Source organism: Arthrobacter sp. ASL1 (assembly GCF_056680475.1).
In genome coordinates, this window is sequence record NZ_CM155284.1 from 911,678 (window position 1) to 931,388 (window position 19,711).

The 19,711-nt window shown below is 66.0% G+C and carries 20 protein-coding genes; 8 read left to right on the forward strand and 12 right to left on the reverse strand.

The features are described 5' to 3' along the window. Window positions 1–78 precede the first annotated feature (78 nt). Window positions 79–1,296, forward strand: coding sequence for a glycosyltransferase family 4 protein (locus AC1MEQ_RS04275; RefSeq protein WP_479794254.1), 1,218 nt, complete (start codon window positions 79–81; stop codon window positions 1,294–1,296). Between the two features lie 551 nt (window positions 1,297–1,847). Here AC1MEQ_RS04275 and AC1MEQ_RS04280 read toward each other — a convergent pair. Then, the gene (locus AC1MEQ_RS04280; protein WP_479794255.1) at window positions 1,848–3,077 is read right to left on the reverse strand and encodes an MFS transporter; all 1,230 of its coding nucleotides are present in this window, start codon (window positions 3,075–3,077) and stop codon (window positions 1,848–1,850) included. A gap of 259 nt (window positions 3,078–3,336) precedes the next feature. Here AC1MEQ_RS04280 and AC1MEQ_RS04285 point away from each other — a divergent pair, with 259 nt between their 5' ends. Then, window positions 3,337–4,584 carry an IS256 family transposase gene (locus AC1MEQ_RS04285; protein WP_479792799.1) on the forward strand — a complete coding sequence of 416 codons (1,248 nt, stop codon included), beginning with the start codon at window positions 3,337–3,339 and terminating at the stop codon, window positions 4,582–4,584. Here the strand turns inward: AC1MEQ_RS04285 and AC1MEQ_RS04290 are convergent, their stop codons facing one another. From AC1MEQ_RS04290 to AC1MEQ_RS04310, 5 genes are all read right to left on the reverse strand, one after another. Further along, window positions 4,585–5,658, reverse strand: coding sequence for a tyrosine-type recombinase/integrase (locus AC1MEQ_RS04290; protein ID WP_479792800.1), 1,074 nt, complete (start codon window positions 5,656–5,658; stop codon window positions 4,585–4,587). Next, window positions 5,655–6,590, reverse strand: coding sequence for a tyrosine-type recombinase/integrase (locus tag AC1MEQ_RS04295; protein WP_479790705.1), 936 nt, complete (start codon window positions 6,588–6,590; stop codon window positions 5,655–5,657). The genes AC1MEQ_RS04290 and AC1MEQ_RS04295 overlap by 4 nt, the downstream gene beginning before the upstream one ends. Continuing rightward, complete coding sequence (locus tag AC1MEQ_RS04300) at window positions 6,587–7,672, reverse strand: site-specific integrase (RefSeq protein ID WP_479790704.1); 1,086 nt, start codon at window positions 7,670–7,672, stop codon at window positions 6,587–6,589. The genes AC1MEQ_RS04295 and AC1MEQ_RS04300 overlap by 4 nt, the downstream gene beginning before the upstream one ends. A gap of 323 nt (window positions 7,673–7,995) precedes the next feature. Next, complete coding sequence (locus AC1MEQ_RS04305; protein ID WP_479794257.1) at window positions 7,996–8,181, reverse strand: hypothetical protein; 186 nt, start codon at window positions 8,179–8,181, stop codon at window positions 7,996–7,998. Window positions 8,182–8,183: 2 nt separating this feature from the next. Then, window positions 8,184–9,230: an MBL fold metallo-hydrolase gene (locus AC1MEQ_RS04310; RefSeq protein WP_479794259.1), complete on the reverse strand. Its 1,047-nt coding sequence runs from the start codon at window positions 9,228–9,230 to the stop codon at window positions 8,184–8,186. 103 nt (window positions 9,231–9,333) lie between these two features. Between AC1MEQ_RS04310 and AC1MEQ_RS04315 the strand changes: the two genes are divergently transcribed. Further along, complete coding sequence (locus AC1MEQ_RS04315) at window positions 9,334–10,254, forward strand: LysR family transcriptional regulator (protein WP_479794261.1); 921 nt, start codon at window positions 9,334–9,336, stop codon at window positions 10,252–10,254. A gap of 153 nt (window positions 10,255–10,407) precedes the next feature. Here AC1MEQ_RS04315 and AC1MEQ_RS04320 read toward each other — a convergent pair whose 3' ends face one another. Further along, entirely contained in the window at window positions 10,408–10,917 is a 510-nt protein-coding gene (locus AC1MEQ_RS04320) for a MarR family winged helix-turn-helix transcriptional regulator (protein WP_479794263.1), read from the reverse strand. A gap of 218 nt (window positions 10,918–11,135) precedes the next feature. Between AC1MEQ_RS04320 and AC1MEQ_RS04325 the strand changes: the two genes are divergently transcribed. The 3 genes from AC1MEQ_RS04325 to fahA are packed head-to-tail and all read left to right on the forward strand — an operon-like array spanning window position 11,136 to window position 14,457. Continuing rightward, a complete protein-coding gene (locus tag AC1MEQ_RS04325) occupies window positions 11,136–12,341 on the forward strand; it encodes a homogentisate 1,2-dioxygenase domain-containing protein (protein ID WP_479794265.1) in 1,206 nt (401 codons plus the stop codon). Then, window positions 12,338–13,198, forward strand: a complete 861-nt coding sequence (locus AC1MEQ_RS04330; RefSeq protein WP_479794267.1) for a hypothetical protein — start codon at window positions 12,338–12,340, stop codon at window positions 13,196–13,198. Before AC1MEQ_RS04325 ends, AC1MEQ_RS04330 begins: the two co-directional genes overlap by 4 nt. Next, window positions 13,195–14,457 (forward strand): fumarylacetoacetase, encoded by a 1,263-nt coding sequence (gene fahA, locus AC1MEQ_RS04335; protein WP_479794269.1) that lies wholly within the window; start codon window positions 13,195–13,197, stop codon window positions 14,455–14,457. Before AC1MEQ_RS04330 ends, fahA begins: the two co-directional genes overlap by 4 nt. Before the next feature lie 44 nt (window positions 14,458–14,501). Here fahA and AC1MEQ_RS04340 read toward each other — a convergent pair whose 3' ends face one another. Beyond that, window positions 14,502–15,320, reverse strand: coding sequence for an aldolase/citrate lyase family protein (locus AC1MEQ_RS04340; protein WP_479794271.1), 819 nt, complete (start codon window positions 15,318–15,320; stop codon window positions 14,502–14,504). Then, a complete protein-coding gene (gene hpaH / locus AC1MEQ_RS04345) occupies window positions 15,305–16,090 on the reverse strand; it encodes a 2-oxo-hept-4-ene-1,7-dioate hydratase (protein WP_479794273.1) in 786 nt (261 codons plus the stop codon). Before hpaH ends, AC1MEQ_RS04340 begins: the two co-directional genes overlap by 16 nt. Before the next feature lie 333 nt (window positions 16,091–16,423). On the opposite strand from hpaH, the gene AC1MEQ_RS04350 reads away from it, so the two are divergent. Then, the gene (locus AC1MEQ_RS04350) at window positions 16,424–16,621 is read left to right on the forward strand and encodes a CsbD family protein (RefSeq protein WP_479794275.1); all 198 of its coding nucleotides are present in this window, start codon (window positions 16,424–16,426) and stop codon (window positions 16,619–16,621) included. A gap of 142 nt (window positions 16,622–16,763) precedes the next feature. On the opposite strand, the gene AC1MEQ_RS04355 is transcribed toward AC1MEQ_RS04350, so the two are convergent. After that, complete coding sequence (locus AC1MEQ_RS04355; RefSeq protein WP_479796055.1) at window positions 16,764–17,390, reverse strand: CE1759 family FMN reductase; 627 nt, start codon at window positions 17,388–17,390, stop codon at window positions 16,764–16,766. A 75-nt stretch (window positions 17,391–17,465) separates the two neighbouring features. Next, window positions 17,466–17,678 carry a hypothetical protein gene (locus AC1MEQ_RS04360; protein WP_479794277.1) on the reverse strand — a complete coding sequence of 71 codons (213 nt, stop codon included), beginning with the start codon at window positions 17,676–17,678 and terminating at the stop codon, window positions 17,466–17,468. Window positions 17,679–17,928: 250 nt separating this feature from the next. Between AC1MEQ_RS04360 and AC1MEQ_RS04365 the strand changes: the two genes are divergently transcribed. Further along, window positions 17,929–18,783 carry a DNA/RNA non-specific endonuclease gene (locus tag AC1MEQ_RS04365; RefSeq protein ID WP_479794279.1) on the forward strand — a complete coding sequence of 285 codons (855 nt, stop codon included), beginning with the start codon at window positions 17,929–17,931 and terminating at the stop codon, window positions 18,781–18,783. 196 nt (window positions 18,784–18,979) lie between these two features. On the opposite strand, the gene AC1MEQ_RS04370 is transcribed toward AC1MEQ_RS04365, so the two are convergent. After that, window positions 18,980–19,711, reverse strand: coding sequence for a GvpL/GvpF family gas vesicle protein (locus AC1MEQ_RS04370; protein WP_479794281.1), 732 nt, complete (start codon window positions 19,709–19,711; stop codon window positions 18,980–18,982).

A 19,711-nucleotide genomic window follows, 5' to 3' on the forward strand; every position in this document is an offset into this window, starting at 1 on the left:
CGGGCGGTGCCCGGATGTTCACCTGTCCGCCGCCCCGAATTCAGCCCGGCATCATGCGGGCACAGCAGACTTTCCGGTGTGAGAGTCGTCGTGGTCGCAGAGTCCTTCCTTCCGCACTTCAACGGAGTCACCCACTCGGTGCTCCAGGTCCTGGCGCACCTGCGCCGGACCGGACACGAGGCCCTGGTGATCGCCCCGGCCGGCGGCACCCCCGAGGGCGCACGCCCCGGGGAGACGGCGGCCCCGGGGGCCGGCATCGGCGGGGCCCGCACGGGCACGGTGCCGGGCACCGGCGTCGAAATGGTCGAGGGCTTCCCGGTGGTGCGCCTGCCCTCGTTGCCGCTGAGCGGTTATGCGAACGTCCGGGTCGCGGCCGGGACCGTGGCGCGCATCCGCCGGCTGATCTCCGGGTTCGGCCCCGACGTGGTGCACGTGGCGAGCCCCTTCGTGCTCGGCTGGCGGGCGATCCAGGCCGCCGGACAGCTGGGGCTTCCGCTCGTGTCGATCTACCAGACCCAGGTGCCGGCCTACGCGAGGCGCTACGGGGTGCCGTGGCTGGAGCCGGTGCTGTGGAACCACGTACGGGCCATGCACCAGGCGTCCACGGTCACTCTGGCGCCCAGCAGCCACTCACTCGATGAACTGCAGCAGGCTGGGGTTCCGCGGCTGCGGATGTGGCGCCGCGGCGTCGACACCCAGCGCTTCTCACCGACGCGGCGCGATGCCCGGCTGCGCGCACGGCTGGCCCCGGACGGCGAACGGCTCATCGGCTATGTGGGCCGCCTGGCCACCGAGAAGCAGGTCGAGGACCTGTCCGTTCTCGCCGACCTGCCGGGCACCCGGCTGGTCATCGTCGGTTCCGGTCCACTGAAGGAGACCCTGCGCCGGCGCCTGCCCGGAGCACATTTCGCCGGCTTCCTGGACGGGGACGAACTGGCCACGATGATGGCCAGCCTGGACCTCTTCGTGCATCCCGGCGAATCGGAGACCTTCTGCCAGACCATCCAGGAGGCCATGGCCTCGGGGTTGCCGGCCGTCGCCGTCGGCCGCGGCGGCCCGCTGGACCTCATCGACTCCTCCCGCACCGGCTGGCTCTACCGGCCCGGGGACCTGCAGGGGCTGCGCGGGCGGGTGGCCGATCTGGCCCATGACGACGCCAAGCGCGCGGCCTTCGCGGCAACGGCCCTCGCCTCGGTGCAGACCCGCTCCTGGGCCTCGGTCTGCGACGAGCTGCTGGTCCATTACGAGCGCGCGATCAACGTCAAGAACCGCAGCCTGCACGCCCGATCGGTCTGAACCGCGCTCACCGCCTGTGCGGAGGACCTACCACTGAACGTATCCCGTGCACGGGGTAGGAATGGCTTCCAGGTCGCGGACCCGGACTCCATCATCGAGCGTTCCCGCGGTCTGAATGCGGCGCCGGCCCCCCGGCAGAACACCACGGACGAGGCCGTGGTGCGCGGGGTCCTCATCCCGACGGCACCGAGGTCTTCTTCGCCGCCGATCCGGCGACACGGCCTGGGCCGACGAGTTCGGCACGGCGGGCCCGGCCACCCGGCACCGGCGTTGGCGAGGGCGCCGGGGAGGCACCGGCGTAGTGCCTGGTCGCCGGGATCGACCGCATGAACCTGGCGCAGCCATGGCAGGCGTTCGACGAGGCGGCGCTGTTCTACGAGTCGGCGCCGCAATTCTCGACCCGCCCGACCGCCGGGGCCCCAGCCCGTTGGGTCTGGTCTTCAACCAGGCTGCAGGAGGCTGCGGCACGAATCGCCGAGGACTTCGGCGGGCGCTCCGTTTGTGCGCCGGCAGAAGCCGGGCCTGGGGCCACGGCTCCCGCGCGGTTTCGACTACGCCAGTTCCTTTGTGGACGTCTCCTTGTTCTTGAGCAGAACGATCAGGACGATTGCAAGCATCCCGCCCCAGAACAGCGAGACCAACGGGCTGGCACCGGTCTCCAACACCAGGGTTTGGGCAATCAGCGGTGACAGCCCAACCCCCAGAGCCGAGGCGCCTTGGAAGGCCAGTGAGGCACCGGTGAAACGCACCGACGTGGGGAACAACTCGGCGATGTAGGCGCCGACCGGACCAAAGAGCAGACCTTGGACGATGCCGTTGCCCAGCACGATCCCGATCCCGAAGCCCGCCAGCGTTCCGCTTTCCATCAGCGCGATGATCGGATAGGCCAGGACGATTCCCAGGATGGCCCCGCTGGAGATGATCACCCGCCGGCCGAACCGGTCGCTCAGGCGGGCCGCGGCGAACGTCATGATCAGGGTGACGACCGCGCCAGTGGCCTTCCAGTTCAACACCCCGGTGCGGGGCGCGCCTGAATCGATGGCAACGGAGACACCCCACACCGTCATGAGTCCTTGCGTGACAGCAAAGCCCAAGGCAACCACCAAAGCCACCGCGACCGTCCGCGGGTGGCGGGCCAGCACCTCCATCAGCGGCAGCCGGCGGCGGGCACTGGCTTCCTCCAGCTGCTCGAAAAGGGGCGACTCGGAGACCTTCACACGGATGAACAATCCGATGCCGACCAGCACGGTGCTGAGCAGAAAGGGGATGCGCCATCCCCAGGTCAGGAAGGCATCGCCGGTCAGTGCGGAGGACGCCGACAGCGCGAGCGTAGCCAGAATCGCCCCGGCGGGGCCGCCGGCGGTGGCGAAGGAGGTGGCGAATCCGCGTTCATGCTTCGGTGCATGTTCCAGCGCCATGAGGGCCGCTCCGCCCCACTCACCGCCGACTGCGATGCCCTGGACGAGCCGGATGGCCGTCAAGATGATGGGTGCGGCCATGCCAATCGAGGCTGCGGTTGGCAGCAGACCGATGGCCAGCGTCGCGAAACCGATCACCAACATGGAAACCACTAGCATTTTCTTGCGCCCCACGCGGTCGCCGAAGTGACCGAAGATGGCACCGCCCACGGGCCGCGCCAGGTAGCCGACGGCGAAGGTGGCGAAGGATGCAAAGGTCGCCATTGCCGGCGTCATGCCGACGAAGTAGATCTTGTTGAAAACGATGGCCGCGGCCGTGGCATAGAGCAGGAAATCGGTGTTATTCCGACCTCGGAATAACACAGATTGTTCCGATTCTCAGATTATTCCGAGAAGGGTTGGTGTCGTTGCTGGACGGGCGCGTGACCTGGGGCGGAGTTGCACCGGTGGTGCGGTTGTCGGGATAAAAGGGTTAGCCTCCGGTGAGGCCGCATAGGCGGGTTGCGTCCCCTGGAGTGGTGTAATTTCCCTAGTCAGCGAGTTGCACGCTTAAAGTAGCGAGCCATCGTGCGATGGTCAGTGAGTACCGATCAAAGAACTCACGGAAAGACACAAACACACGATGGCTCTAGACCAGTCTGCCCTTCTCGAACTCCTCGGACAACTCAAGCTCACCGATGTCCCCGACCGGATCCGCACCGCGACCGAAACCCTATACCAGCAGCTCATCGAGGCGGAGGCGACCGCGTTCATCGGCGCCGCCCCCTTCGAGCGCTCCGAGGGCCGCACCAATCAGCGAAACGGCTCCCGGCCCAGGACGCTGAGCACCACCGCCGGGGACCTGAACCTGAAGATCCCCAAGCTGCGCAACGGCTCGTTCTTCCCGGCCCTGCTCGAACGCCGACGCCGCGTGGACCAGGCCCTCTACGCCGTGGTGATGGAGGCCTACCTGCACGGCGTCTCCACCCGCAAGGTCGATGACCTGGTCAAGGCCCTGGGCGCCGATACCGGGGTCTCGAAGTCCGAGGTCTCGCGGATCTGCCAGGACCTGGACCACGAGGTCGCCGCCTTCCGGGACCGCGACCTCTCCGCTCTGGGCTACCCGTACGTCTTCCTCGATGCCACGTACTGCAAGGCCCGCGTCGGGCACCGCGTCGTCTCCCAGGCGATCGTGGTCGCCTTCGGCGTCGCCGCCGACGGTCGCCGCGAGGTCCTGGGCTTCGACGTCGGGGACAGTGAGAACGAGGGCTTTTGGACGGCGTTCCTGCGGCACCTGAAGGCCCGCGGCCTGGACGGGGTCAAGCTCGCCATCTCCGACGCGCACACGGGGCTTAAGAAGGCCATTGCGACCGTGTTCCAAGGGGCGGCGTGGCAGCGTTGCCGGGTCCATTTCATGCGAAACGTGCTCTCGATCGTGCCGAAGGGCTCCCAGGAGATGGTCGCCTCGATCATCCGCACCGCCTTCGCCCAGCCCGACGCCGAGCACGTGAACACCCAGTTCGACGAGGTCATCCGGATGCTTGCCAAGTCCCATCCGAAGGTTGCCGGGATGCTCGGCGATGCCCGCGACGACGTGCTCGCGTTCACCGGATTCCCGAACCGGCATTGGCGCCAGATCTGGAGCACGAATCCCATGGAGCGGGTCAATAAGGAGATCAAGAGACGGACCGATGTCGTCGGGGTATTCCCCAACCCCGCGGCCCTGCTCCGGCTCGCCGGCGCGGTCCTGGTGGAGCAGCACGACGAGTGGGAAGCCGGGGACCGCCGCTATCTCTCGGAGGCGTCCATGGCCGCGCTCCAGACCGTCGAGGCGGCGCCCGCGGCAGAGGTCGAGGAGGCGATTTTGATCCCCGAACTCACTGCCTCATAATCAGATCACTGACCCGCACGGTGTCGAGGTAAACTCCACCACTCCACGGGACGTGACCCATAGGCGCTGGATGATGTCCTCGTGGTGGTGCCAGATCGGTACGGCTGGTGGACTGGTGCTGATTCCGCCGGTGGCTTTGGCGAGGGCTTGACGTTTCATTTCAGTGTCAGCGTGTGCGTAAATCAGCGTGGTCTCGGGGTCAGCGTGACCGAGCCATTCGGTGAGTAGCGCCAGGGGCATGCCTGCTTGGTAGAGGTGCATGGCCCGGGAGTGCCGCAGCATGTGGGGGTGGATTTTCTCTGGTATTTCGGGGCAGCTTTCACGGGCCTTGGCACCGTGCTGCCGCAAGAACCTGGCGACGTTGTCGTCGGACATGGGGGTCTTGCGGTGTCCGTGGATCGTGTAGAACAGCGGTTGCGCCGGGTCAGGATCGGGGTGGAAGGCTGCGGTGTAGCGGCGGCAGTGGGCGGCGGTCTCGGTGGTGATGGGCAGGCGGCGGGGTTTGGATCCCTTCCCTGTCAGCTCGACGGTGAGCCGTTTGACGTCGATGTCGCCGAGGGTCAGGGCGAGCAACTCGGCGTCGCGGGCGGCCAGGTCATACATGAGGATCATGAAGAACTGGTCTCGCGCACCGATCCTGGTGGCGGGGTCGGGAGTGGCCAGCAGGGCGGCGATGGCGGTGGTCGTCAAGTGGCGAACGGTCGGGGTAGCCGGGGCCTTCAGCGCGGGGATGCCGTTGAGCTCGGTCAGGTGCATGGCCAGTGTCGGTTCGGCGGTGGCGGCGTACCTGAAGAAGGAACGGATACAGGCCAGGCGCTGGTTGTAGGTCGTCGCCGTCCATCCACGTGTGGTCCTCATGTGCTCCAGGAATCCGAGGACGCAGGCACGGTCCAGGATCGTGAAGGTGATCCGGTCCAGCGGAACTTGTCGGCTCTCGGCGAGGTAGGCCAGGAGCATGTTCCAGGTGTGGCGACAAGAGGTGATGGTGTGCGGGCTGGCGCCGCGTTGCCGGGGCAGGAACACGGTGAACCACTCGCGCAGATGCCGGTAGAAGCTGTCGTTAGACGTGGTCATGGCGTCACTTCCGGGATGATTCCTGCCACGCCGGTCAGCCCTGTGGCGGACAGTCTCTCGGGCAGCAAATGGATGTAGTAGGCGGTGCCGGAGTAGCTCTCGTGGCCCATGTAGGCCGACAGGTAGGGCAGCCACACGTTGAGGTCGCGGCCTTCCTCGACCCAGCGCGTCAGGGTGCGTGTGGCGAAGTTGTGGCGCAGCGTGTAGGGCGTCGAGCCAGGTGCCAGGTCCCCGGCGATGGCGCAACACCGGTGGTACGAAGCGGTCAGCCAACGGCCCGGATATGGCTGTCCGGGGTGGTATTCGAAGAAGAACTCCCGGTCGGGGCGGCGCAGGTTCGCCAGTTCCTCATAGCGGGCCAGCAGGGCGGCCATGCCGGCATCGATCGGGACACGGCGGTCCTTGTTGCGCTTTGACTGTTCGATCACCACGACCGCCTGGTCGTAGTCGATGTCACGGCGGCGCAGCCGCCGGGCTTCCTGCGGCCGTAGCCCGCAGCCGAGCACCAGCCGGAACAACACCGGGATCGTGTATTCGCGGAACGGGCTTGCCGGGTTCGCCGGGAATGAGTCAGTCGCTGCGAAGAAGCAGGTCAGCTCCTCGTCGGTGAACATGTGCGGCAGGGTCCTGGCGGGGCGACTGATCCAGTCGGAGGGCAGGAGGAACGCTTCGATGCCGATCATCGTCAGGTACTTGCCGAACTCGCGGATCGCGCGGGTTTTGTACGCCGGCCATTCGGTGCAGGTTCCTTCCGCGCACCAGGCCGTCACCAGCTCCCGCGTCAGAATCGTCTCGCCGGGTCGATGGGTCTGGCAGAACTTGTCGAAGCGCTGCATCGGATAGGCCAAGGTCCTCGCGTAGCCCAGACCGGTCCGCCATTCGAGCATCGCCTCGATGTGGGAGGCGAAGCCGCTGCCGAACAACGCGTTCATCGCAGGGCCTCCATGGTGGGGGCGAACTGGTCAAGCGGCAGGCAGCATTCCCGCAGGGACCCGTCGGCCAAGGCGATGTAGCGCCTCGAGGAGTCGAGGCGGCCGTGGCCGAGGACCTGGGCGGCCAGCTCCAGCTCGGCGCCGGACTCGACCAGGCGGGTGCCCGTCGTGCGACGCAGGGCGTGGAAGGTCTTGCCGTCGTGGGCCCGGTGGGACACGCCGGCCTTGGGGAGCCACCGGTTCATGACCTGCGCCCCGGTCGGCCCGCTCAGCTTCACGAACGGGGCGCGGACGCGGACGAAGACCTCGGGCGCATGGCATGCCGGTCTGCCATGCAGGAGCCAGTCCGCGATCGCATTGCCGGCCTCTGCCGACAGCGGCAGCGTCAGCGGTGCCGAGGTCTTGTGCTGGACCAGGCGGATCTCATCCCGGTGCCAGTCGATCTGCTCCAACCTCAGCGAGAGGATGTCGCCGCAGCGCAATCCGGTCGACAACGCCAACCGGACCATCGCGTAGTCCCTCTTCCCGCGCGCAGAGCCGGTCTCGATCGCGGCGAGGATCCGGGCGGTCTCCTCGGGTGTGAAGCACGGCAGCGCCCGTACTCGCCGCGGCCCGACTCTGGCCAGCATCACCTCGACCCCCAACATCGAGTAGCCCTCCTGGTTGGCGAACCTGAAGAACCGTTTGATGGCCCACACGGTGTTGCCCATGCCCGAGGTGTGACGGGGCCCGGCCTCGACGAGGAAGCCGCGGACCTCATCAAGCGTCACAGATCCAAGGGTGCAGCCGGTGCCTTCCAGATAGCGCAGGAACTGGCGCACCTCGCCGACCATCGAGCTCACCGAACGCGATGCCAGCTCGTCATGCAGCGACTCCGCGAAGGCAACAAGGACTGATTCCCCCGGTGTTCCCAAGCCCGAGGGCGGCCTGCGCCGTCGCCAGAGAACGGCACCGGTCTGCTGGAACTGCAGCATCATCTCGGCTGTCTTCTCCAGCGTCGACCGCGTCATGGGACCGATCTGGCCACGCTGCACCCGTTCGTCCATGGCCGGCAGGAACTCCGCCACGATCTTTTCTGTCAACCGATCGATCCCCCGGCTCTCGCAGTACCGAACCACCACGCGGCAGCAGCTTCGGTAGTACCCGACTGTCGAATCGGCCAAGCCAATGCGCTTGGCTTCCGCCAGCACGCCCCCGACAAGCGTTGATAGACCCTTCTCCATGACCCAGACCTCCATCGGATGGTCGCGGCCACTCGGGAACGGGCCGCGGTCACACCACGATGCACAGGCCACTCTTCCCGAGTCCATGGGGAATTCCCCGGCCCAGGATGCCGGGCGCTAGCTTCCGGGCCCAACAGGTTTATCCCGATCGCAAGGAGAGATCGTACAAGCCACAGGACCGCTCACGCAGAAATCGGAATAATCTGAGAATCGGAACAATCGTAGTATTCGACAGCGCTGCCGATAAAACTCGAAGCCAGCACGCGCTTCATCTCGGGAGTCTTCAGGGACACCTGCAGGGCCGGCGTCTGGCCATGTTCGTTGGATGCCATCGGCGTTCGCGGTTCGGGGTTGGTGGAGGTGGACATGTTTACTCCTGGGTTCCAAAGGGAATGGTATCGAGATCGTCGGGCAGGTAGAAGTCGCCGGTGAAGTTCCGTCGGGCGTCTTCCCAAACCGACTGGGGGGCGGTACCGGGAACGAGATGATGCAAGGCCAAACGCCGGGCCCCGGCCTTGTTGGCGATCCTCGCGGCGTCGGCAGCACTTGTGTGGCTTTTGTAGTGGTGGTCCCGGGAGGCAACCGCCACCGGGTCGCTGGTTCCCGCGTACATACCGTCGATGTAGTCGAAGTCGATCGCCTCGTGGAGCAGCAGGCCAGTGCCGCTGGCGAGGACGATCATGTTCGGGGTCGGTGCCGTGTCACCCGAGAGGGTGACCGAACCTTCGCGGGTATCGAAACGGAAGGCGAAGGCCGGTGCTATGGGTGGGTGTTCCACGAGAATCGCCGAGACCACGACGTGCCCGTCCTCGAAAACGACGAACGGCTCCATGTCGGGGGTGGGGTTGTCGTTCGGGTGGTACCCGGTTCCCGGCGGGATTTCGATGTCCGCCACCTCGAACAGCTCATGCGGCGAGGGTCGGAGGGAATCGATGATCCGGTCGTTCAGGTCCGTCGCGAAGGCCTCCATCAAGAGGTTGAACGTGTCCTTGGTCCCGGGCGTCGGTCGGTTCGGCGCAATGTAATCCGGCATCATCGAGGCCCGCGACGACAGCGTCGGCAACATACCGCGATCGCCAGGGCCGAGAATTGGCACCGGGTCGCCGATGCGAGAGCCAAGCTCATACAGCCCGAAGATCGCCAAGCTTCCCAAGTCGATGGTGTGGTCCGAGTGGAGGTGCGTGATGAAGATTCCCCGCAAGTCCTTCAAGTCCAGACCAGCCTCGTGGATGCGACGACCAACGCCATGACCGCAATCCACCAGGTAGAAGCCGTCGTCGACGATGATTGCCGTGGAGATGCCGCACCGCTCGCTTGCTTGCCCCCGCGCCCACCAACGGGGACCGCCAGCAGTCCCCAGGGTCACGACCCGGGGACCGGAGGACTGTTCCCCGGATGTTCGTGTTGCACTGCCCATGATTCATTGCCTCCGTTTTCGGGTCATTGGTCGATTTCCATCGTGAGCGTCATCACAACCGCTGTATAGTCGATAGATCTGAAAGCAGACATAAGGGAATTCGATGGCTGAGACTACGATCCGGCAACTCCAATATTTCGTTTCCGTGCTCGACCACGGCTCCGTCACCGCTGCAGCGCGGGCATCCCACCTCTCGCAATCCGCCCTGTCGATGGCACTGTCCCAGCTCGAACGGGCCTTCGGCGAGCCGTTGTTCGTCCGCACCAAGGCACAACGCATCACCCCGACACCTGCGGCACTGAGGCTGGCCCCCCATGCCCGGAACGCCCTCGAATCGATCGCTGCGGCGCACATGGCGGTATTGGAGGAACAGCACGAGCTCCGAGGGCTGTTGCGCGTGGGCTGCCTGACGACGCTGTCCCCCGCCCTCCTCCCCGCCATGGTGCGGGATCTAGCCGAGCAGCACCCGGAAGTGGCACTCCGTCTGGTCGAGGGCAGCGCCGTCGAACTCCAGGAACTCGTCCGTCGTGGTCAACTCGACGTGGGGTTCATCTACCGCAGGATGCTCGAGCACGATCTGGCCCACAGCGATCTCGCACCCGCGACGATGCATGTCATGCTGCCGGCCACGCATCCCCGGGCGACGGCCAGCAGCGTGTTCATCCACGATGTCCAGGATCTGCCGCTACTCCTGCTCGATGTCCCACCGACCGCCGAGTCCATATTGGGCATGCTGATGGGGCTGGGGGTCGCCCATCCTCCCCGCCTGCGATCGGGGAACATCGAGACCATCCGTGAATACGTCGCCCAGGGACTCGGCTATTGCCTGGTCAACACCATCCCCGGGCATCGGCAGAGCTTCGAGGGACACGAGATCGCGTACGTTCCGTTGGCCGACAACATCCCCGCGAACGCGATCACCGCCGTCTCCCTTGCCGACCATCGCCCCTCCCAGCGCAGCCAGGCGGCAATCGACTCCGTGGCACGCCATCTGGCGGCCCGCAACCCGCTGCACAGCCCCTGACGGCGGCGATGGAATCCGGACCGCCGGAAACGCCCAGTGAGCCCCGGGGGTCCGCGCTAGATACCGCTGGAGGCAGACCCGGTGTTTATGCATTGCTTGCCAACGCACCGGCGCGCTTTCGGCTTCTGGCCGCTGCGCCTCACCACGGTGGCACTAGGAACGCAAGCGCAGGTGGTCGACACCTTGCCCCGTCATGAGTTTGCGCAGCAACATGATCAGCAGTTCCTGCTCGATATCCGATAGGGATGACGCCCACCCGCTCTCGCGTTCGTTTTGTACCCTGAACAGCTGCCGGATGAACACGAGCCCCGCCTCCGTCAGGCTCAGCGTGACGGACCGGCCATCCGCAGCGGATGGTTGCTTCTCGATGAGATCTCGACCGATCAGCGAATGGGACATGTTCGACACGGCAGTGCGCGTCATGTTGGTCAGGCGTGCGAGTTCGTGTGCGGAGATCGGCCCGGCGTGCCATAACACGAAGAGGAACCTGTAGGAGGACCAGGAGCCGCCCTCACTGCGGTGTACGGCAGATTCGAGGTCATAGGTAATGGCACTCGAGGCACGGTTCAACGCCAGGATCACCATATTGGCCGACAAATCGATGTCATCGAATTCGCGTCCGAGGTTTTCGTGTGCCGAATCAATGAAATCCCAATAGTCCATAGGTGAATCTTTCTACGTCGTTTTCGCCACGTCCAATCGACACACTTCCCGTCGCGACCCGACGTCGACCAACGGGTCATCGATGGCGTCGTGCGTCGTCTGCCAACGGGCATAGTCCATGGTCCTCTCGAGAAAAATCTAATTTAGAGTCGCCAATTTTAGTACACACATGTACTATTTTTATGACGCAGCCCACCCATCTCCTGAAGGAGGAGCCCATGGCCTACTACCGCCAACTCGGCACCATTCCCCAAACTCGGCACACCGTCCATCGAACGGAATCAGGGAACATGCTCTACGAGGAACTCATGGGTGAGGAGGGGTTCTCCTCGGATTCATCGCTCTTGTACCACCGCGGCATCCCTTCGTCCCTCGTCGGGGCCCGCAAGTGGAATCTCCCGGATCTCACGACCGAACCGAACCACCCGCTGGTGCCGCGCCACCTGAAGCTGCACGATCTCTCTACGGAGGAATCGGCCCGGGGAACCGACGCGGTCACCGGTCGGCGCCTCGTCCTGGCCAACGGCGATGTGAGGATCAGCTACGCATGGGTCGGTATGACCTCGCCGCTCTACCGCAATGGCATAGGCGATGAATGCGTGTACGTCGAACGCGGCCGCGCCACGGTCGAGACGGTCTTCGGCTCGCTCCCGGTATCCGCCGGGGACTACGTCATCATCCCGCGCGCGACGACCCACCGCTGGGTGATCGACGAGGGAGTGGCACAGTTGTACTTCGTCGAAGGCAACAGCCATATCGGGCCGCCGCGCAACTACCTCTCGAAGCACGGCCAGCTGCTCGAGCACGCCCCGTATTGCGAGCGCGACTTGCGTGGCCCCTCCGAACCGCTCTTGAGGGAGGGAACGGATGTGGACGTCTACATCAAGCATCGCGGTCGCGGGGCCGGCGGCATCGCCGGGACGATCCACACGCTCCCCAGCCACCCATTCGACGTCGTGGGGTGGGACGGCTGCCTTTACCCCTACGTCTTCAACATCAACGACTACATGCCGATCACCGGAAAGGTGCACCAGCCCCCGCCCGTTCACCAGGTCTTCGAGGGCCACAACTTCGTGGTGTGCAATTTCGTCCCCCGCAAGGTCGACTACCACCCGCAGTCCGTACCGGTCCCCTACTATCATTCGAATGTCGATTCGGACGAGATCATGTTCTATGTCGATGGCGACTACGAGGCCCGCAAGGGCTCCGGGATCGGGAAGGGTTCCATTTCCGTCCACCCGGGGGGCCACCCTCATGGGCCGCAGCCCGGAGCGATCGAGGCGTCCCTCGGGATCGAATACTTCGACGAGCTCGCCGTCATGGTCGATACGTTCCGCCCGCTCGATCTCGGCGAGGCCGCCCTGGCCGTCGATGACGGCAAGTATGCAGCGTCCTGGACCGGACGCTGGAAGGACCAGCCATGAGCCGGCGAGACTCCCCCGACGTGTTCTCCGGTTTTTTTGACGATGCGGCAGTCTACCCCCCGGGAAATGCCCCGCTGGCGCAGGCGGTCGAAGACCATCTGGCACGTCGACGGACGGCGGTCGCACGCATCATGGGCCCGATGGTCCTTCCGGTCTCGATGCTGGCCGATGCGAACCGACAGGTCGCCGCCGCCGGCTCCGAGCCCGTGGACATCCACGTCGTCACCCTCGACGAGGAAGCGCCCACCGTGATCAGTGACATGGCCAGGTACCGTTGCCTGAAGCTGGCCGGGCTGGAAATCAAGCTCGGGGACAACACGTCCGACTTCGGGTTCCTCCGTGAGCTCGGTAGGCGCACGGACGCCTCGATGTATGTGGAGCTAGACGCAGACCGCGTCCGGGCCGGCGTCGTGGATGACCTCGTTCCGTTCACGGCACGTGCAAAGTTCCGGACCGGCGGCGTGCGGGCCGACCTGTTTCCCACCTCCCGCGGACTCGCCGAGATGATCGACCGGGCGGTGCGTGCAGAGGTCCCCTTCAAGCTGACCGCGGGCCTGCATGAGGCCATCCGCTTCACCAGCACCGCCACGGGCTTCACACACCATGGATTCATCAACATTGCCGTGGCCGTGGCCCAGCTCCAGGCGGGGGCTGCCGTCGGCGACGCGGCGGCAACCCTTGAGTCCACCCGGGCGGATACTCTCGTCGGCTCCTTTGCGACGCTTCGGCCTGACTGGCGGCTGACCTTTGTGTCCTTCGGGACGTGCAGCGTCCCCGAACCCGCGCACTCACTCGAACGGCTGGGACTCATGGAGCCCGGTATGGCAGCACTAGCAGAAAAGGCAGAAATAGCATGAGCATCAATCATCCCCACGGCAGCGCCGCGGCCCAGTATGCCAATACAGGCTACGGAGTCGACAACCTGCCCTTCGGTTCGGTTTCCACCACCGGAGAGGAGCCATGGCTGGCGATCCGGCTGGGCGATAAGGCCTACCCCGCACACGAGCTCGGCCAACTGGCCCATCTCGATCTATCGATCGTGGATCTCCTGCATGCGCCGAACCTCGACGCCCTCCTGAAGGCCAAACACACCACCTGGGATGCCCTACGTGCGGGGATCACGGCGTTCCTGAGCGGTGAAGGCAGCACCGATGCCCTGCGTGATCTCGGCCATTCGCTGGCCGACGCCACCTTCCACCTGCCCTTCACGGTCGCGGACTATGTCGATTTCTACGCCTCCGAGCACCACGCCTCGAATGTCGGGAAGATCTTTCGTCCCGATCAGGCTGCCCTGCTACCCAACTGGCATCACCTTCCGGTGGGGTACCACGGACGGTCGGGCACCATTGCGGTTTCGGGCACCGACATCGTGCGCCCCAAGGGCCTGCGGCCGGAGCCCGGCTCCGATCCGACATTCGGACCCAGCCAGCGACTCGACATCGAGACCGAGCTCGGGTTCGTCGTCGGCGGAGGCGCTCCGGAAGGCGAAATCCCCCTGGCACACGCGGAGAACCACATCTTCGGCGTCGTCGTCGTCAACGACTGGTCCGCCCGTGACATCCAGGCCTTTGAATACGTGCCGCTGGGCCCGTTCCTGGGCAAGTCGTTCGCCACGTCGATCGGCGCATGGGTCGTCCCCCTGCCCGCCTTGGACCACGCCCGGGTGGCGCTGCCTGAACGGGTTGCGAAGCCGGCGGCCTACCTGGATACGGACAAAACCGGCCCCGGGGGTTTCGACATCCACTTCGAAGTCGAGGTCGACGGTGAAGTCGTCTCCAGGCCCCCCTACGCCGGCATGTATTACTCCGGCGCCCAGATGCTGACGCACATGGTGGTCAACGGGGCCTCGCTGCGTCCCGGCGATTTCTTCGCCTCCGGAACGATCTCGGGTCCCGAACGGGACCAACGCGGTTCATTCCTCGAACTGACGTGGGGTGGCAGCGAACCACTGGTCCTTGGCGACGGGACTCACATGGGATTCCTCCAAGATGGCCAGAACATCATCCTGCGTGCGACGGCCCCCGGTGCCGCCGGCGGCTCCATCGCCCTCGGAGAGGTTTGCGGGCGGGTCCTGCCGGCCACCCCGGGGCCTGGAGGAACGGGCCCCACGACGTGAGGCCGTAGCATGTCTACACCACCGCCATGCCGCGGCACGCTCCCTCAGTAGCTGGCCGGCGCCCCGCCACTGGCTGCCGGATCTGCCGGGACGAACTTCGCCGCCAGTGCTTCTGTCCCCCGGGCCAGCAGCGCCACGTCGGCGCCGACCCCGACGAAGTCGACCCCGGCGTCCATGTAGCGCCGTGCAGCGGCCTCGCCGAACGCATTGACGCCGACGAACTTGCCGGCTGCCTTCACCGCGGCGATCGTTGACTCCACGCCGGCGACGACGTCCGGGTGGTCCTGCTGGCCGAGGACGCCCATCGAGGCGGCCAGGTCGGAGGGGCCAATGAAGATCCCGTCGATACCGTCGACGGCGGCGATGTCCGCGGCGTTGGCCACGGCTTCGGCCGATTCGACCTGGACGATCAGCGTGATCGTCTCCGAGGCGCGGTCCAGGTAGCCGGGGATCCGGTTCCAACGTGCGGAGCGGGCCAATGCGGAGCCGACGCCGCGCACCCCCAGCGGCGGGTACCGGACGGCGGCAACTGCCGCCTCGGCGTCGGCCACGGTGTGCACCATGGGCACGATGAGTGTCTGGGCCCCGATGTCGAGGTACTGCTTGATGAGAACGGTGTCGTTGACCGCCGGGCGGACCACCGGAACCACCGGGTAGCCGCGCACGGCCTGCAACTGGGCCAGCACGGACTCCGGGGAGTTCGGCGAATGCTCGGCGTCGATGAAGAGCCAGTCGAAGCCGGCGCCGGCGCAGATCTCGGCCACCAGCGGGGAGGCCGAGCAGACCCAGATGCCAGCCAGCGGGCGGTCTGCTGCGGCGAGGGCGTCGCGGAAGGACGGGTCGGGGGTTACGCGAAATGGCATGTGATGGTCCCCAGTTCTCCGTAGTCGGCGAAGACGGTGTCGCCCTCGTTGACCCACATCGGGCGGGTGAACGAGCCGGCGAGGATGATCTCCCCGGCCTTGAGCCCGTCGCCGTGCGGGGCGATCTTGTTGGCCAGCCAGTGCACCCCGGCGGCCGGGTGGTTCAGCACGCCGGCGGCCACACCGGTCTCCTCGACGACCTGGTTCTTGTACAGGATCGCCGCGACCCAGCGCAGGTCCACCGCGTCCGGGGCGACCGGCCGGCCGCCGATCACCATGGCACCCATGGCGGCGTTGTCGCTGATCGTGTCCACGATCGTGCGCCCCTCCATCTCGATCCGCGAGTCGAGGATCTCCAGCGCGGGGGTGACGTATTCGGTGGCCCGCAGCACGTCGAAGATGGTCGCGCCCGGCCCGGAGATGTCCTCCTTGAGCACGAAAGCCAGCTCCACCTCCACACGCGGGTGCGTGTAGCGCTTCCACTCGATGGTCGAGGCGTTCTCCAGCACCATGTCGTCGAAGATGATGCCGTAGTCCGGTTCGGTGATCCCGGTGGCCACCTGCATCGCGCGGGAGGTCAGGCCGATCTTGCGCCCCGCCAGCCGGCGCCCGTTGGCCTCGCTGCGCTGGCGCCACAAATCCTGCACCCGGTAGGAATCCTCGATGGTCATCTCCGGGTAGCGCGCCGTCAGGCGCTGCACCGGTGTGCGGGTGCGTCCGGCCTCCACCAGTTCGTCGGCAATGGCGGTGATGGTCTCGTCGCTGAGCATGTCGGCATGGGCCTTCCTGATCCTGCGGGACGACGGCGACCCGGTCCACGAGGTGCCGTCACATCCCAACTCGTCCCCATATCGTATACGATCGGCCGCGTGATGGACGTCATATTCCGCCGGCCACATCCAACGCCATTTCGTGCATCGGCTCCATGCCGCCGAAGCCGCCAGGACCGGAACGGAAGTCATGTTCGCGCAGGGCACTTTCGGCTAGACGGATGGACCCTGCGCCGTTAGCGTGGAAGTCACCGTGCGGGTCACGCCGTGGCCGACCGGCACGACGGTTCCACCGAACCGCCATCTGAGCAGTACCGATGAAAGGAATGCGCAATGGGACTCGGAGACAAGATGTCCAATAAGGGCGAAGAGATGTCTGGAAAGACCAAGGAAGGTCTCGGCAAGGCCACCGACAACGAGCGCCTCGAGGCGGAGGGCAAGGCCGATCAGTCCAGCGCCCGCACGAAGCAGGCCGGCGAGCACGTCAAGGAAGCCGCGAAGGACTTCAAGGACGGCTTCACCGACAAATAAGGCACGACGGCGGCGCTGGATTGGCTCGCGGACCGCGCCCCCACGGGGGCACGGATGCCGCGGGCGTGCCTGGCGTTGTTTGTTGAGAGAAGACGTGAGGGGCGGACCCATGGGTCCGCCCCTCACGCACGTCCGGACCCGGTCAGGCCCCGGGCTGGATATTGGCCAACAGCTCCTCGAAGGGCAGCGACTCCATCGGATCGGGGCGCTCGGCCGAGGCGCGGACACCGCCCAGCGCGCGGGCCAATTCGGCGCCGGCGCGGGCCGCACGTTGGCCCAGCTGACCGCCTCCGGTGTCGCCTCCCCAGTCCTCCGGAGCCGCGAACACAGCGGTGGGCATGGCATTGGCGCGCAGATAGCTGAAGATCGGGCGCATCACGTAGTCGACCACCATCGAGTGGCGCGCCGAGCCGCCGGTGGCCGCCAGCAGGACCGGCTTGCCGTCCAGGGCCGTGGGATCGAGTACGTCGAGGAAGGACTTGAACAGCCCGGACACGGAGGCGGTGAAGACCGGGCTTACGGCGATGAGCGCATCGGCCCGCTCCACCTGCCCGATCACCTCGGCCAAACGAGGCGGCGCATATCCTGCCACCATCGTGCTCGCGATGTCCACGGCCACGTCGCGTAGTTCGATGATCGAGACCTCGGCCTCGACCCCGTCGTCCGCCAACGCCGCTGCGGCGGCCTGGCCCAGCTGGTCGCCCAGCATGCGCGATGTCGAGGGCGTGCCCAACCCTCCGGAGATGACGACGATTTCTGTGGCCACGATGGCTTCCTCCCACTTGGTTCAATGCGTTTGCATATAAAACCGCGTGGCCGGCCGATCTATTCCCCTCCAAGTGGTCTAGTCCGCCGGGTGGTGCTCCCGGGAGTTGCCAGCGTCGGCTTCGGGGCGCGGCAGGAAGGTCAGGCTTAATCGCTTCACGATGCCGTAGGCCAACATGTACAAGCCGATCAGGACGGCGAACCAGAGCGAACCGCCCGTATCACCATCGCCCAGGACTGCCGCGTTGAGGAAAGCGCAGGCCACGAGCACCAGCAATCCCCCTGTGGCCATCGCGCCACCTTGGATACGTGAATGGACCGATAATGCGCCTTGTGAGCGGCTACCTGCGGGAACTGCACTTCCGTAACCCATGACCCTCTCCTTCGAAAGCCTATCCGGCCCCGGACGAGCCGAATGGGTACCTCCACCGTAGGCCGGACCCCCACCGGAAACAAGGGACCTAGTTCCCGGTGGAAGAAGGCCGGTAATGACCCGGTAACGCCGAGGGGCTTTCATGGAAGACAAGACTGAGGAGCCTCCCATGACCACGATGACCGCACAGGCCCCCGGTGCCACCGCGGACCGCACCGGGTTCGCCGCCAACTTCCTGGGGCCGACCGTGCACACGCCGCTGCTGGATGCAGGAATCGCCGACGATGCCGTGCCCTGGGAGGGTGGCGACACTATCCCGTATACCCACTTCTCGCTCTCGCTCAGCCGGAGCCATCGGTTCGCCCGGTGGGTGGCATGGAACATCGACGGCTCCTGCCTCAAACGGCTCAGCCGCGCCGGAGGGTCCTTCATCAAGGATCCCCGCCTACCGGAATCGGTGCAGACTGGCAACGAGCTCTATGCCGGTAATCGTCTCGACCGCGGCCATTTGGCACGCCGCGCCGATCTGCTCTGGGGCGCAGTGCAGGAGGCGTCCCAGGCAAATGCCGACTCGTTCTACTACACCAACATCAGCCCGCAGATGGACGACTTCAACCAAAGCAAGAAAGACGGGTTGTGGGGTCGGCTCGAGAACGCGGTCTTCGACGATGTCGACGTCGACGACCTGCGCGTCAGCGTCTTGGGTGGGCCGGTTTTCCGCGATGACGACCGCATGTACCGAGGAACTGCACTGCCGCGCGAGTACTGGAAAATCGTCGTCTTCCTCGAAGCCGGCGTGCTGAAGTCCCGTGCCTTCCTCCTGACCCAGGAACTCGACCAGCTCAGGGCACTGCCGGATCTGGACGAATTCCGGGTCTACCAGATCGGCCTGCCGGAGCTCGAACGGCGCACCCAGCTGCACTTTGACCAGACGTTGCACGATGCGGACGTGCCAACAGCGGCCACACCCCGGACCCTGGCGGCCCGTACCCCGTTGGAATCACCGGCCGACATCTTCTGGTAGCCGGCCGGCACCCGCTCAGCCTGCGTCGGCGGCCTCGCGTTCGGCCCGCTCGATCTCCTCGGCCCGATCCCTCCCACCGGAAACAAGGGACCGAGTTCGTGGGGCATCGTCGGGGTCAGACCTTCTCCATGCCTCGATCTCGAACGCGGGGGGCCAGCCTGCATCCCCCACTCCCGGTGGTCCCCTGGAGCGTGCGCTACACCTCGTCCAGCTGCGGCACCTCGGCGAACGAATAGGGCGGCCACGGACCGAGGAAGCGGATCTGGGCGGCCGGTTGCTCCTCGCGGATGGCGGTCAGCTCGAGGCCGACATCTTGTACACCAGCCTTGGACACGAGGACCGAGACCGTCAGTACGGGAGTGACGCCCGGGGCCGGGCGGGCTCGTCGATTCTCGACCAGCTCTTCACAATGGGCGGCGAGGCGTCGGCGGTAACCCGGATAGAGTGCGTCCGCCAGCTCCTCCGCGGCCGCGCGTTCCATCGTCTCAACGCGCTTTTGCAAGAGACGCGTGACTCCGGCGGGCCGGCCGACCAGGCTCTGCCGCAGATCTGCGACCTCGGCGTTTCCCTCCGCGGCGATTTTTTGCTCGAGGCTGATTTCGATGCGCAGTTCCACCCGGTCGCGCAAGGCAGCGAGCCGTTGCCCGAGGGCGGTGGAGGAGGAATCCAGCCATGCGGCCAGCCGTTCACGTGCCGACTCCTGCTGGCCCGGCGCAACGATGACGTTGAAGCTCATCGGAAGCACGGTCCCGGCCGCCTCCCAGACGCGCTCCACAACCTGTCCGTGTTCCAGGATCCAGCGTTCGACGTCGGCATCGGCTCCCTCGAAGGGAGGCGCCGAGTGTTCGTGCACCACGGCGACGGAACCGTCGGTGGCCGAAACCGTGTCGACCCGGGCGCCGCCAATACCGGAGCCCAGCTGGTTCAT